Here is a 14,073-nt window from a genome sequence, read left to right on the forward strand (position 1 = left end):
ATGCCTGACCGATCGGTCAGACCCTGACCGATCGGTCAGATGGAAGCGGTGGCGTTCACCACACCTGGGCCCGGTTCAGCCGGTGTGCTGGGCGTCGTACCTGGTCCGCGCCTCGGCGATGGCCCGGCGGTGCCGCTCGGCCCAGCTGGTCAGCGCGACCAGCGACTCGTACAGCTCCAGCGCCATCGGGGTGGCGGTGTATTCGACCTTGGGCGGGACGGTCGGATAGACGGTGCGGTGCAGCAGTCCGTCCCGTTCCAGGTTGCGGAGCGTCAGGGTGAGCATCCGGCGGCTGATCCCCTCGATGTGCCGCTCCAGTTCGGTGAAGCGCACCGGGCCGTGCGAGGCGGCCACCAGGATGCCGATGCTCCACTTGCCGCCGACCCGGTCGAGGACCTCCCGGACGGTGCACGCGCGGGCCTGCCCCGGGGTGAACGGCACGTTCTCGGCAGCGCAGGTCAGCTCGGCCTCGACCAGCCCGGACACATCGCTGTTCCTCTGGGACATCAAAGTGCCTCCTTCCGCTCCGGTTCATGGTCACAGACGATGACCTCGGTAACAAACCGTGCACCAAGGAGGGGTTCCATGGACCGTGTCGTCCCGTCCCGCTGGCCGGCGCTGCTGGTGCTCTGCGCCGGCAGCCTGATGATCATCCTGGATGGCACAGTCGTCGCTGTGGCGCTGCCCGCCGTGCAACGCGACCTGGGCTTCACCGCCGCCGGCCTGGCCTGGGTGGTCAACGCCTACCTGGTCGCCTTCGGCGGACTGCTGCTGCTCGCCGGCCGACTCGGCGACCTGCTGGGCCGGCGCGGGGTCTTCCTGGCCGGCGTCGCGCTGTTCACAGTGGCCTCGCTGGCCTGCGCGGTCGCCACCGGACCGGCAGTGCTGGTGGGCGCGCGGTTCGGGCAGGGTGTCGGCGGCGCTCTGGCCATGGCGGTCAGCCTCGGCATGATCGTCCGGCTCTATCCCGAAACGGCCGAACGGGCCCGCGCCATCGCCGTCTTCAGCTTCACCGGGGCGGCCGGCGCGTCGGTCGGCACGGTCGCCGGAGGGGTGCTCACCCAGGCCGCCGGGTGGCGGACGATCTTCCTGGTCAACGTGCCCATCGGTGCGGCCATCCTGATCGCGGCCCTCCGCCGGCTCCCGGCCGAACGGGGGATCGGCCTGCGCGCCGGCCTGGACCTGCCCGGTGCGCTGCTCGCCACCGCCGGCCTGATGGCCGCCGTGTTGGCCATCGTGGGAACTGGCGAACACGGCTGGACCAGCCCTCGGACGCTCGGTGCGATGGCACTCGCGGCGCTGCTGCTCGGCGGGTTCGCGCTGCGTCAACGGGTGGCGGCGACCCCGCTGGTGCCGTCCCGGGTGCTGCGCGTCCCGGGTCTGGTGGCGGCGAACGCCGTGCAGTTCCTCATGGTCTGCGCGTACTTCGGGTTCCAGTTCCTGCTCGCCGTGGAGTTGCAACTGGTGCTGGGGCTGGACGCCGCCGCGACCGGCTGGGCCTTCCTGCCCACCCCGGTCGTGATCGCCGTGGTCTCGCTCGGCCTGGCCGGTCGGCTGATCGCCCGCTTCGGTGCCCGGATGGTCCTGCTGCTCGGGCTCGCCCTGGCGACCGTCGGCTTCCTCCTGCTCGCCCGACTGCCCGCCGACGGCGCCTACCTCGCTGACGTACTCCCCGCGATGCTGATCTTCGGCGTGGCCGGCGGCCTGACCCTGCCGGCGGTCACCACAGTGGCCATGGCCGGCGCGACCGACACGGACACCGGGCTCGCCTCCGGCCTGGCCAACACCACCCAACAGGTGGGCGGCGCGGTCGGCCTGGCGGCGCTGGCCACCCTGGCCGCCGCGCGCAGCGACGGGCTGCGGACCGCCGGCTGGGCCGAGACCGCCGCGCTTGCCGGCGGCTACCGGACCGCGTTCGCGGTGGCCGCCGGTCTCGTTGTCGCCGCGTGGCTGGTGGCGCTGACAACGGTGCCCCGACGCGCGACCGGGCCGTCGTCGACCGCTGGTCCGTCGGCGCAGACCGCGGTGGGCGCCGGAACAGATCCGCACCGAAGCGCCGCGTCCGGTTGACCGACGGCACCGGGGCCGGGAGGGTGGTCGGGTGAGTGAGGCTGACGAGACCCGGGACGGCGTGGCCCTGACCAACCTGGACCAGCCGCTGTCCGACCGCGATGACGCGACGAAGCGTGACCTGGTCGACTACCTCGACGCGGTCCGGGACCGGATCCTGCCGCAACTGCGGGGCCGGCCGCTGTCGGTGATCCGGGTCCGCCCAGGCCAGCCGCCGTTCATGCAGAAGAACCTGCCCCGGTACACCCCGGACTGGGTCCGCCGGGCGTCGGTCTGGGCGGAGGCGTCGCACCGGGAGATCTCGTACGCCCTCTGCGACGACCGCCGCACCCTGCTCTGGTTCGCCAACCAGCGGGCGGTGGAGTACCACCCGACACTGGCCACCGTGGCGGACCTGCACCGCCCGACCCACCTGATCCTCGACCTGGACCCACCGGACGGCGACGGGTTCCGCGCGGCGGTCGACGCCGCCCTGCTGGTCCGCCAGGCGCTCGCCGACGCCGGCCTGGCTGGTGCGGTCAAGACCAGCGGCGCCAAGGGCGTGCACGTCTTCGTCCCGGTGACCGATGAGCCCACGGCCGAGGAGTTGGCCGCCGCCACCCGGGCGCTCGCCGTCCGCGCCGAGCGGCTCGACCCGGCGCTGGCCACCACTGCGTACATCAAGGAGGACCGGGGTGGCCGGGTCTTCGTGGACGCCACCCGGGCTGGCGGCGCGACGGTGGCCGCCGCGTACAGCCCCCGGCTGCGTCCCGGGATGCCGGTCTCGTTCCCGGTCGACTGGGCCGACCTGACCGAGGTGACCCCCGCCGACTTCACCATCCGGACCGCTCCCGCGCTGCTCGCCGACGATGACCCGTGGGCCGCTCTGATGCCGGCCCCGCAACCGCTCCCCGCCGACCTGGTGGCCGAGGGTCGGACCATCCCGGTGGCCCGGGTGCAGGCCATGCACGAGGGGAAGCGCCGGGCCCGCGCCCGCCGCGAGGCCGGCTGACCGGCGCGCCGGCCCCGGCTCGACCCGTGCTCGGCCCCGGCTCGACCCGTGCTCGGCCCCGGCTCGGCCCCGGCTCGACCCCGCTCGCGCCCGGCGGGCGGCCGATTGTCGGTGGGTTGTGGCACGATTTCGCAGGTGAGCAGCAAACCCGACGCGACCCAGCGACTGGGCGACCTGGCGCGGCTGCGTCGGGTCCGCGACCGGATCGACAGGGAGTACGCGCAACCGCTGGACGTCGAGGCGCTGGCGCGTGGCGCGCACATGTCGGCCGGGCACCTCAGCCGCGAGTTCCGCCTCGCCTACGGCGAATCTCCGTACAGCTACCTGATGACGCGACGGATCGAGCGCGCGATGGCCCTGCTGCGCCGTGGCGACCTGAGCGTCACCGATGTCTGTTTCGCTGTCGGTTGTTCGTCCCTGGGCACCTTCAGCACCCGCTTCACCGAGCTGGTCGGCGTGCCGCCCAGCGTCTACCGGCGGCAGGCGGCGCAGGCGACGGCGGGAATGCCGTCGTGCGTGGCGAAGCAGGTGACCAGACCGGTCAGGAATCGAGAAGCGCGGGCCACCGAGCCGCAACTAGCGTGACCAGCATGGACATCACCATTCACTCGAGTTTCCTGCCGCACACCGACCCGGAGGCCTCGCTGGTCTTCTACCGCGACATCCTCGGCTTCGAGGTCCGCCTCGACGTCGGGTACGAGGGGATGCGGTGGATCACGGTCGGGCCGGTCGGCCAGCCCAGCACCGCGATCGTCCTGCACCCGCCGGCCGCCAATCCCGGCATCACCGACGACGAGCGGCAGACCATCCTCGAGCTGATGGCCAAGGGCAGCTACTTCGGCGTCAACCTGGCCACCACCGATCTCGACGCCACCTTCGCCAAGCTCGAGGCCAGCGACGCCGAGGTGGTCCAGGAGCCGACCGAGCAACCGTACGGTGTGCGCGACTGTGCCTTCCGGGACCCGGCAGGCAACATGGTCCGCATCCAGGAAGTGCGCTGAGTCCTGCGCGCCCGACAGATGGAGACACGATGAGCACGGCCAGCCAGCCGTCCGCGCCGCACATCGCCGACAGCCACGACCTGATCCGGGTGCAGGGCGCGCGGGTGAACAACCTCAGAGACGTCAGCGTCGAGATCCCGAAGCGGCGGCTGACCGTGTTCACCGGTGTCTCCGGCTCCGGCAAGAGTTCGCTGGTGTTCGGCACCATCGCGGCCGAGTCGCAGCGGATGATCAACGAGACCTACAGCGCCTTCGTACAGGGCTTCATGCCGACGCTGGCACGGCCCGAGGTCGACCTGCTGGATGGCCTGACCACGGCGATCATCGTGGACCAGGAGCGGATGGGCGCCAACTCCCGCTCCACCGTCGGCACCGCCACCGACGCCAACGCGATGCTGCGCATCCTGTTCAGCCGGCTCGGGCAGCCACACATCGGCTCGCCCAACGCGTACTCCTTCAACGTCCCCTCGGTGAAGGCGACCGGGGCGATCACAGTCGATCGCGGCGCCGGCAAGACGAAGACCGAGAAGGCGACCTTCAACCGTCTCGGCGGCATGTGCCCGCGGTGTGAGGGCATGGGCGCGGTGACCGACATCGACCTGTCGGCGCTCTACGACGACAACCTCTCGCTCAACGAGGGCGCGATCACCATCCCGGGTTACAGCATGGAGGGCTGGTACGGCCGGATCTTCCGTGGCTGCGGCTACTTCGACCCGGACAAGCCGATCGCCAAGTTCAACAAGCGGGAGCTGCACGACCTGCTCCACCGGGAGCCGACCAAGATCAAAATCGATGGGATCAACCTGACGTACGCGGGCCTGATCCCGTCGATCCAGAAGTCCTTCCTCGCCAAGGACATCGACGCGTTGCAGCCGCACATCCGCGCCTTCGTGGAGCGCGCGGTGACCTTCACGACCTGCCCCGAGTGTGCCGGCACCCGGCTCAGCCAGGAGGCCAGGTCGTCGAAGATCAAGGGCAAGAACATCGCCGACGCGTGCGCGATGCAGATCAGCGACCTGGCCGCCTGGGTGCGCGGGATCGAAGAGCCGTCGGTGGCCCCGTTGCTGGCCGGCCTGCAACACCTCCTCGACTCGTTCGAGGAGATCGGGCTGGGCTACCTGTCACTCGATCGGCCGTCGGGCACCCTCTCCGGCGGTGAGGCGCAGCGCACCAAGATGATCCGCCACCTCGGCTCCTCGCTCACCGACGTCACCTACGTCTTCGACGAGCCGACGATCGGGCTGCACCCGCACGACATCCAACGGATGAACGAACTGCTGCTCCAACTGCGCGACAAGGGCAACACGGTGCTCGTCGTGGAGCACAAGCCGGAGGCCATCGCGATCGCCGACCACATCGTCGATCTCGGGCCCGGCGCCGGCACGGACGGCGGAACCGTCTGCTACGAGGGCACCCTGGAAGGTCTGCGGGCCAGCGGCACCATCACCGGCCGCCACCTCGACGACCGGGCGGCTCTCAAGGAGACGGTGCGGACGCCCACCGGCAAGCTGGAGATCCGGGACGCCACCGCCAACAACCTCCAGAACGTCGACGTCGACGTACCCCTCGGGGTGCTCGTCGTCGTGACCGGCGTCGCCGGCTCCGGCAAGAGTTCCCTCGTGCACTCCTCGATCCCGGCCGGCGCGGGTGTGGTGTCGATCGACCAGGGCGCGATCCGCGGCTCACGGCGCAGCAACCCGGCCACGTACACCGGGCTGCTCGACCCGATCCGCAAGGCGTTCGCGAAGGCCAACGGGGTGAAGCCGGCGCTGTTCAGCGCCAACTCCGAGGGTGCCTGCCCGAGCTGCAACGGCGCCGGCGTCATCTACACCGACCTGGGGATGATGGCGGGCGTCGCCGCCCCCTGCGAGGAGTGCGAGGGCAAGCGGTTCCAGGCGTCGGTGCTGGAATACCGCTTCGGCGGTCGCGACATCAGCGAGGTGCTCGCGATGTCGGTGACGGAGGCCGAGAAGTTCTTCGGCGCCGGCGATGCGCGTACGCCGGCAGCGCACGCCATCCTCGACCGGCTCGCCGACGTCGGGCTCGGCTACCTGAGCCTGGGGCAGCCGCTCACCACCCTCTCCGGCGGCGAGCGGCAACGGCTCAAGCTGGCCACCCACATGGCCGAGAAGGGCGGCGTCTACGTCCTCGACGAGCCGACCACCGGCCTACACCTGGCCGACGTCGAGCAACTGCTCGGCCTGCTCGACCGCCTGGTCGACGCCGGCAAGTCGGTGATCGTCATCGAGCATCACCAGGCGGTCATGGCGCACGCCGACTGGATCATCGACCTCGGCCCCGGCGCCGGCCACGACGGTGGCCGGATCGTCTTCGAAGGCACCCCCGCGGACCTCGTCGCCGCCCGCTCCACCCTCACCGGCGAGCACCTGGCGGCGTACGTCGGAGGCTGACGGCCGCCGTTCACGCCACCGGTGGTCGGACGCGGCGTGCCGTCGTGCTGGCGAGGACTCCGCAGGTGGCGGCGACCAGGCCGAGGCCGACCGTGCCCGGGGTGACGTACCCGGGCACGGACGAGGTGACGTAGGCGCCGCCACCGCTGAGACGGCACTCGAAGCGGAGTGGCAGGAAGCTGACGTCGTAATCGATGACCAGGCTCGCCACCTGTGGTCCGGCCTCGCGACAGGGTCCGACCGGGGCGGATCCGGTGCCACCGTCCTCGGCCCGCATCACGGCGTAGCCGAGGTTGAGCAGGCCCCACGCGTACAGGGCGACGGCGACCGCACCGACGAGCAGCGCCGCCGCACGCAGGCGACCCGACCGTTCGCTCTTCCTGAACATCGCGCGGAACCCGCGGACGGTGAGGACTGTGGCGATGACCGCCCCAGCCAGTGCGGCGAGGAGCAAACCGAGAAACAGCATGATCGACATTCTGGCGGGTGTTCCGCCAACACGATGAAGGCCCCTGACCGAATTTCTGGTCAGGAGCCTCTCGTGCTGGTGAATCTTGGTGCCCCCGGCAGGATTCGAACCTGCGCCCCCGCCTCCGGAGGGCGGTGCTCTATCCCCTGAGCTACGGGGGCTCAGCGACTGGAGAAGACTAGCAAACCTCCCCTCCGTACGCCGAATCGGTATCGGGTGAGCCGATCGTGTCGGACCGGCCCACCCGGTGCTCAGGCGGCTACCGCCCGCCCGCAACTGGGCAGCGGGTGCAGGACGATCCGCCGCGGGAGCCGGCGCGGCCACTCGTTGCGCGGCCAGGAGCCGTCCACGATCAGGTGCACGGTGCGCTGCTCCTCGCCGCTGAGCCGCAGCACGAAGTCGCGGGGGAGCGGCGGGTCCACGGTCGGCGTGGTGATCATGAAGCGCACCCGACCGCGAGACGAGACCGCAGAGATCACGTCGGCGGCCGGCATCGTGCCGCGCAGCCGGACCCGACCGATCCAGTAGACCTCCGCGAGGTGCTCCTGGGCGGCCCGGGTGATCCCCGGGTACTCGCTGCGGACCCACCGCTCGACCGCGCTGACGCAGAGCCCGCAGGCCCGCTCGCGCGGCTCCCGCGGACCCAACCCCCAGGCCCGCAGGTACGCCCCGACCGCGCCGACGTCCAACGGCAGCTCGAAGCGCCGCTGGATGAGCGTGGTGAGGCTCTGCCGCGTCCACAACTCCTCGTCCAGACCGAACTCGTCGGGGTGGACGCCCCGCAGCATGTCGATCAACTCGAGTTCCTGTTCGCGGCTGAGCATTCCCGGCTCGCCCTGCCGCTGTCCGCGACGGACGGCTGCCACCGCCCCGTCACCACCGATGGTGTGGCGTCGGCACCAGCTGGTGACCGAACGCCGTGCGTCTCTGAGTGCAACCCCCACGTCTTGGGCAACGAGCCCGAATCGCAACTGGTCACGATATGTGGGGAGAAAACTCTCTAAGCAACGTAATCGCCTGTGCCGCGCAAAACACCCACAAGGTGCGAGAGGGGCGTTCGGGTCATACACGACGGGTTCGGCCGCCTTGATCGACTCGGGTTCCTGAAAGTCGGGGCGTGCCGGTCGGGCGGTTTCAAGCGGCTGTTGCGACCAGGTGTTTGTGGAGTACCTCGGCTGGATTCTGCCAGTCGAGGGTTTGGCGTGGTCGTCCGTTGAGTTCGCGGGCGACGGCGTCGAGGTCGTCCTGGGTCCAGGTGCGGAAGTCGGTGCTGGAGCGGGGGAAGTACTGGCGCAGGAGGCCGTTGGTGTTCTCGTTGCTGCCGCGTTGCCACGGGCTGTGGGGGTCGCAGAAGTAGACCTTGCAGTCGGTGGCCAGGGTGAAGACGGGGTGCTGGATCATTTCGATGCCCTGGTCCCAGGTCAGTGTCTTGCGCAGCTCGGCCGGCAGGCGGCGCATGAGGCCGGTCAGGGTGTCGATGACCTGTTCACTGACCCGCGATTCGGGCAGCGCGCCGAGCATCACGTATCGGGTGGCGCGTTCGACCAGGGTGATGATCGCGCTGGAGCCTCGGGCGCCGATGACCAGGTCGCCTTCCCAGTGCCCGGGCACGGCCCGGTCTTCGACCTCTGCCGGGCGAGTCGAGATGTGAAAGTCACGCACCCACGGGCGGCTTCCCCGCCCCGCGCTGGCCTGACGCGACTGAGGCCGCCGTAACGCCCGCCCAGAGCGCAACGCGACCTGCCGGGCTAACTCCTGGCGCATCCCACCTCGGGCCTGGAAGTAGACCGCCTGATAGATCGTCTCGTGTGACACCCACATCTCCGGTCGCTCAGGAAACTCCCGCCGCAGCGACCGGGCGATCTGCCACGGCGAGTGCCGCTGCGCCAGACGATCCTTGACCGTCTGCCACAACGGCGGCCACGCCCGCCCCCGACCCGGACGCAACTTGCCCTCACGAGGACGCCGCGCCCGCGCGTCCGCCTTGCCCTGAGCATTGCGGTGAGAGTACTTCCACCGATACGCCCCACCCCACCCCTTCGGATAGCCCACCCCAGCCACATAACCAGGATCCGCACCATGCGGATGCCGCTGACCCACCGGCACCCGACCCCCCGTGCCGCAGTGATTACGCGACAACTCCCGCCACACCGTCGAGCGATGCCGCCCGATCACCTGCGCGATCTGCGGGAACGTCAACCCCTGACCGAACAACACCTCAATCTGCGCCCGCTCCGCGGACGACAACCTCTGCCCCGGCATGACCCCTCATCCTGACGAGAATCCACCCCGTTGCAACAACCACTTGAGCCCAAGTCGCGCGGACAGCCCACTTTCCTGCAACGCGAGTCGATCAAGGCCGTGCGGGCGTCGGTGTTGGCCGGGGCTGCGCCAGCGGTTGGCCGGGGCCGAGCCGCGGGGTGCGCTGGTGTCGACATGGTGCGGCCCGCGTCACCGCCACGATCGGCGGGGACGCGGGCCGGGTGCGCCGTCCGGGTTGGTCAGCCCTTGGCCTGCGTCTGGAGCTGCCGGAGGTTGTTCAACTCGGTCTGCTGGGTGGCCTTCATGGTGTTCGCCACCCGCACCACCTCGGCGTTGTCGGTCGCGTCGAGCGCCGCGTCGATCATGTGGATGCCGCCCAGGTGGTGGGCGTACATCAACGCCAGGAACTGCCGGTCCACCTCGATGCCCTGGGCGTCGCGCAGGGCGGTCATCTGTTGCGGCGTGGCCATGCCCGGCATCAGGCCGTCCTTGACGGTGGCACCGTCGGACATCCACGACATCGGCGGCTTCGATGCGGTCGGGCTGAGGCCCCACTCGCGCAGCCAGGTCTGCATGGCGCCGATCTCGCCCTGCTGCCCGGTGGCGATGTCCACGGCGATCTGCCGCACCTCGGGGAGGGTCGCCGACCGGTACGCGATCAGGCTCATCTCCACCGCCTGCGCGTGGTGGGTCGTCATGTCCCGGGCGAAGCCCGCCTCGACCGAGGCGTCACCGGGTCGGGTGAGCCGCGGGGTGAGCAGGCCGCCCGCGTAGCCGAGGAGGAGCCCCACCACCAGCATGATGGCCAGTGCCAGCACGCCGTAGCGCGACGCCGGGGCCCGGCCGCCCTCGTTCGGGGCGGCCGGGATCTCGTCGTACTCGCTGTCGGTGGTCGCCGGAGCGGTCATTGCCGTCCTTACTGGGTGGGCTGCTGCTGGAGTTCACGCGGCGTGGTGCCGGTGGCGGTGATGCCGGTGTTGCAGAGCGCCGTCGGGCCCTCGACGGAGGCGTTCACCCGCAGGTCCTTGATGAACTCGTCGATCCGCGAGTCGTCGGCGTTGTCGACTTTGAGCTGGTAGCCCCAGGCCTGCAGCGAGATCGGCTTGTCCAGGCCCTCGTACGGGCTCATCAGCATCTTCTCGACGCCGCGCACCTTGCCGGCGAGCTTGTCGACCTGGTCCTTGGGCAGGTCCGGGCGGTAGGTGATCCACACCGCGCCGTGCTCCAGGCTGTGCACCGCGTGCTCGCTGGCGATCGGGGCGTCGTAGACGTCGCCCATGCAGTTCTGCCAGGCGGCGTTGTGCACCCCACCCACCGGCGGCGAGTACTTGTAGGTCAGCGGGCCCGACTTGTGCGACTCGTACTTCAGGCTGTCCGGGTCGGACTTGCGAATGTTGGTGATGCCGTCGATGGCGTTGGCCCGCTTGTCCCACGGCTTGGAGCCCTGGAACGACGCCCAGGCGCCGTACCCGAGGATGCCGGCGGCGAGCACGCCCACCGCGACGAAGAGCGCGATCGGCCCCCACGCGCGGCCCTGGCTCACCTTGACCGGGGTGACCGGCTTGCGCGGGCCCTTGCCACCGGCCCGGGGGGAGCCCGTCGGCTTTCCGGAACCGGTCTTGGCGCCGGACGCCGGCCGGCCAGCGGCCGGCTTCTTGCCGGTGCTGACCACGGTCGGGCGGCGCTCAGGGCCACCCGGGGTGCTGATGCTCATCGTGCCTCGTCAAGTCGGTCGGTCAGGGGAGTGGCGGGCCGGATGACGCGCAGGGGAGCCGCCGAGTGCCCGAGTCTACCCCCGATAACATGGTTGGGTGACTCCTGCAGAACTAGCCTCGGTCGTCCTTGCCGCCGCCCACGCCGTCTTCGAGCAGCGTGGGCTGGACCGCGCCGCGCTGCCGGCGAGCACTGTGGTGGAGCGACCGCGCAACCCCGAGCACGGCGACTACGCCTCGACGCTCGCGCTGCAGTTGAGCAAGAAGGTGGGCGTTCCGCCCCGGGAGCTGGCTACCGCCCTGGCCGACGAGCTGGGCCGGGCACCGGGGGTCAAATCGGTGGAAATCGCCGGGCCGGGCTTCCTGAACATCCGGCTCGACGCCGCTGCGGCCGGTCAGCTCGCGCGGGTGATCGTCGAGACCGGCGCGGAGTACGGCCGCAGCGACCGCCTCGCCGGCGAGAAGATCAACCTGGAGTTCGTCTCGGCAAACCCGACCGGGCCGGTGCACATCGGCGGGGTCCGCTGGGCGGCCGTCGGTGACGCGCTGAGCCGGCTGCTGCGGGCCACCGGCGCCGACGTCGGCACGGAGTACTACTTCAACGACGCCGGTTCGCAGATCGACCGGTTCGCCCGGTCGCTGCTCGCCGCCGCCAAGGGTGAGCCGGCGCCGGAGGACGGCTACGGCGGGGCGTACATCGCCGAGATCGCCACCGAGGTGCAGGCCCGCCGGCCGGAGGTGCGCTCGCTCGACGACGACGCGGCCCAGGAGATCTTCCGGGTCGAGGGCGTCGCGCTGATGTTCGACGAGATCCGCTCCTCCCTGCGCGACTTCGGGGTGGAGTTCGACACCTACTTCAACGAGAAGGACCTGCACGACCGGGGTGAGCTGGACCTCGCCCTGGCCCGGCTGCGCCAGCAGGGGCACCTCTACGAGTCCGAGGGCGCCACCTGGCTGCGCACCACCGACTTCGGCGACGACAAGGACCGGGTGCTGCGCAAGTCCAACGGCGAGTGGACGTACTTCGCCGCGGACTGCGCCTACTACCTGGACAAGCGCGAGCGCGGCTTCGAGCGGGTCGTGATCATGCTGGGCGCCGACCACCACGGCTACATCGGTCGGATGAAGGCGATGTCCGCCTGCTTCGGCGACGACCCGGAGCGCAACCTGGAGATCCTCATCGGGCAGCTGGTCAACCTGCTGCGCGACGGCGCCCCGATGCGGATGAGCAAGCGGGCCGGCACGGTGATCACCCTGGAGGACCTGGTCGACGCGATCGGTGTGGACGCCTCCCGGTACGCGTTGGCCCGCTACTCCAGCGACTCCCCGATCGACATCGACATCGAGCTGTGGACCCGGGCGACCCGCGACAACCCGGTCTACTACGTGCAGTACGTCGCCGCCCGGACGGCGGGTGTGGCCCGCAACGCCGCCGAGGTGGGGCTGGTTCCGGGCGACGCCGACGCGTTCCGCCCCGAGCTGCTCGACCACGAGAAGGAGAACGAGCTGCTCAAGGCGCTCGCCCAGTTCCCCGCTGTGGTGGCGACGGCCGCCGAGCTGCGGGAGCCGCACCGGGTGGCCCGCTACCTGGAGGAGAGCGTGGCCGCCTCCTACCACCGGTTCTACGACAACTGCCGGGTGCTGCCGCTGGGCGACGAGGAGATCACCGACCTGCACCGCGCTCGGCTCTGGCTGAACAACGCCACCCGCACGGTGATCGCCAACGGTCTCTACCTGCTCGGCGTCTCCGCACCCGAGAGGATGTGACATGAGGGCTCACGAGGCTGGTGCGCTGCACGCGGACATCAGCAACCAGGGGCCGGCCTGGCTGCGTACCCCGGCCGACGTCAACGCCCTCGTGCCGGCGCTGTGGCCGCGGTCGGTGACGCGCGGCGCCGACGGCGCGGTCGCCGTCGCGGGCCTGAGCGTCCGCGACATCGCGGCCGAGTTCGGCACCCCGGTGTACGTCCTGGACGAGGCCGACCTGCGCTCGCGCTGCCGCGACTTCCGGGCGGCCTTCCCGACCGAGGACGTCTTCTACGCGGGCAAGGCGTTCCTCTGCCGGGCGGTGGTCCGGATGATCGCCGAGGAGGGCCTGCACCTGGACGTGTGCACCGGCGGCGAGCTGGCCACCGCGCTCTCGGCCGGAATGCCGCCGGAGCGCATCGGCTTCCACGGCAACAACAAGTCGGTCGCCGAGCTGGGCCGGGCGCTGGACGCCGGGGTGGGCCGGATCATCGTCGACTCGTTCACCGAGATCGACCGGCTCACCGCGCTGGCCCGCGAGCGCGGGGTCCGGCCCCGGGTGCTGGTCCGGGTCACTGTGGGCGTCGAGGCGCACACCCACGAGTTCATCGCCACCGCCCACGAGGACCAGAAGTTCGGCTTCTCGCTGGCCGGCGGTGCCGCCGCGAACGCCGCGTTCAAGATCCTCGACGAGGGTGTGCTGGAGCTACGCGGTCTGCACTCGCACATCGGCTCGCAGATCTTCGACGCCAGCGGCTTCGAGGTCTCGGCCCGTCGGGTGCTCGCCCTGCAGGCGCAGATCCGCGACGCGCGGGGGGTGGAGCTGCCCGAGCTGGACCTGGGCGGCGGCTTCGGCATCGCGTACACCACCCAGGACGACCCGGCGACCCCGCAGGATCTGGCCAAGCGGCTTCGCAAGATCGTCGATTCGGAGTGCGCCGCGGAGAACCTGGCCGTGCCGCACCTGTCCATCGAGCCGGGCCGGGCCATCGTCGGGCCGGCCGTGTTCACCCTCTACGAGGTCGGCACTGTCAAGGACCTCGACGGCCTCCGCACGTACGTCAGCGTCGACGGCGGGATGAGCGACAACATCCGTACCGCCCTCTACGACGCGTCCTACTCGGCCACGCTGGCCTCGCGGGCCTCCGACGCGCAGCCGTTGCTCGCCCGCGTGGTGGGAAAGCACTGTGAGTCCGGGGACATCGTGGTGAAGGATGAATTCCTGCCCGCCGACGTGCAGCCCGGAGATCTTGTCGCAGTGCCCGGCACCGGTGCGTACTGCCGAAGCATGGCCAGCAACTACAACCATGTGCCCCGGCCACCGGTGGTCGCGGTGCGCGACGGCCAGGCGCGCCTGATCGTCCGGCGGGAAACCGAAGACGACCTGCTGGCTTTGGATGTGGGATGACCT

Annotated in this window: 13 protein-coding genes and 1 tRNA gene; 7 read left to right on the top strand and 7 right to left on the bottom strand. The window is 70.7% G+C overall.

The genetic code is table 11. The annotated features are described in order from the left end of the window. Positions 1-75 precede the first annotated feature (75 nt). On the bottom strand, positions 76-510 hold the full coding sequence (locus tag OH804_RS33570; RefSeq protein WP_231392398.1) for a helix-turn-helix domain-containing protein: 435 nt from the start codon (positions 508-510) through the stop codon (positions 76-78). Between the two features lie 75 nt (positions 511-585). Here OH804_RS33570 and OH804_RS33575 point away from each other — a divergent pair, with 75 nt between their 5' ends. The 5 genes from OH804_RS33575 (at position 586) to OH804_RS33595 (ending at position 6,473) form a co-directional block, all read left to right on the top strand. Continuing rightward, positions 586-2,070 carry an MFS transporter gene (locus OH804_RS33575; protein ID WP_406061683.1) on the top strand — a complete coding sequence of 495 codons (1,485 nt, stop codon included), beginning with the start codon at positions 586-588 and terminating at the stop codon, positions 2,068-2,070. Positions 2,071-2,101: 31 nt separating this feature from the next. Further along, entirely contained in the window at positions 2,102-3,061 is a 960-nt protein-coding gene (locus tag OH804_RS33580; RefSeq protein ID WP_196919519.1) for a DNA polymerase domain-containing protein, read from the top strand. Between the two features lie 135 nt (positions 3,062-3,196). After that, on the top strand, positions 3,197-3,646 hold the full coding sequence (locus OH804_RS33585; RefSeq protein ID WP_406061685.1) for a helix-turn-helix transcriptional regulator: 450 nt from the start codon (positions 3,197-3,199) through the stop codon (positions 3,644-3,646). A 5-nt stretch (positions 3,647-3,651) separates the two neighbouring features. Further along, positions 3,652-4,062 (top strand): VOC family protein, encoded by a 411-nt coding sequence (locus OH804_RS33590; RefSeq protein ID WP_238657381.1) that lies wholly within the window; start codon positions 3,652-3,654, stop codon positions 4,060-4,062. Positions 4,063-4,091: 29 nt separating this feature from the next. Beyond that, entirely contained in the window at positions 4,092-6,473 is a 2,382-nt protein-coding gene (locus OH804_RS33595; RefSeq protein WP_406061688.1) for an ATP-binding cassette domain-containing protein, read from the top strand. 10 nt (positions 6,474-6,483) lie between these two features. On the opposite strand, the gene OH804_RS33600 is transcribed toward OH804_RS33595, so the two are convergent. The 6 genes from OH804_RS33600 to OH804_RS33625 all read right to left on the bottom strand — a co-directional run bounded on the left by OH804_RS33600 (position 6,484) and on the right by OH804_RS33625 (position 10,918). Further along, positions 6,484-6,942: a hypothetical protein gene (locus OH804_RS33600; protein WP_406061690.1), complete on the bottom strand. Its 459-nt coding sequence runs from the start codon at positions 6,940-6,942 to the stop codon at positions 6,484-6,486. An 86-nt stretch (positions 6,943-7,028) separates the two neighbouring features. After that, positions 7,029-7,103: transfer RNA gene (locus tag OH804_RS33605), tRNA-Arg, on the bottom strand. Between the two features lie 90 nt (positions 7,104-7,193). Beyond that, positions 7,194-7,886 (bottom strand): winged helix-turn-helix domain-containing protein, encoded by a 693-nt coding sequence (locus OH804_RS33610; RefSeq protein ID WP_196919514.1) that lies wholly within the window; start codon positions 7,884-7,886, stop codon positions 7,194-7,196. Positions 7,887-8,076: 190 nt separating this feature from the next. Beyond that, a complete protein-coding gene (locus OH804_RS33615) occupies positions 8,077-9,204 on the bottom strand; it encodes an IS30 family transposase (RefSeq protein WP_406060139.1) in 1,128 nt (375 codons plus the stop codon). A 239-nt stretch (positions 9,205-9,443) separates the two neighbouring features. Next, the gene (locus tag OH804_RS33620; RefSeq protein ID WP_406061692.1) at positions 9,444-10,112 is read right to left on the bottom strand and encodes a DUF305 domain-containing protein; all 669 of its coding nucleotides are present in this window, start codon (positions 10,110-10,112) and stop codon (positions 9,444-9,446) included. A gap of 8 nt (positions 10,113-10,120) precedes the next feature. Further along, positions 10,121-10,918, bottom strand: coding sequence for a DUF3105 domain-containing protein (locus tag OH804_RS33625; RefSeq protein WP_196919512.1), 798 nt, complete (start codon positions 10,916-10,918; stop codon positions 10,121-10,123). Between the two features lie 97 nt (positions 10,919-11,015). Between OH804_RS33625 and argS the strand changes: the two genes are divergently transcribed. Both argS and lysA read left to right on the top strand, forming a co-directional pair. Next, the gene (gene argS / locus OH804_RS33630) at positions 11,016-12,683 is read left to right on the top strand and encodes an arginine--tRNA ligase (RefSeq protein WP_196919511.1); all 1,668 of its coding nucleotides are present in this window, start codon (positions 11,016-11,018) and stop codon (positions 12,681-12,683) included. 1 nt (position 12,684) lies between these two features. Beyond that, positions 12,685-14,070 carry a diaminopimelate decarboxylase gene (lysA, locus tag OH804_RS33635; RefSeq protein WP_196919510.1) on the top strand — a complete coding sequence of 462 codons (1,386 nt, stop codon included), beginning with the start codon at positions 12,685-12,687 and terminating at the stop codon, positions 14,068-14,070. Positions 14,071-14,073 lie beyond the last annotated feature (3 nt).

Origin of the sequence: Micromonospora sp. NBC_00860, from assembly GCF_045207375.1 — a bacterium.
In the GTDB taxonomy this organism is placed as follows: Bacteria; Actinomycetota; Actinomycetes; order Mycobacteriales; family Micromonosporaceae; genus Micromonospora; species Micromonospora vinacea.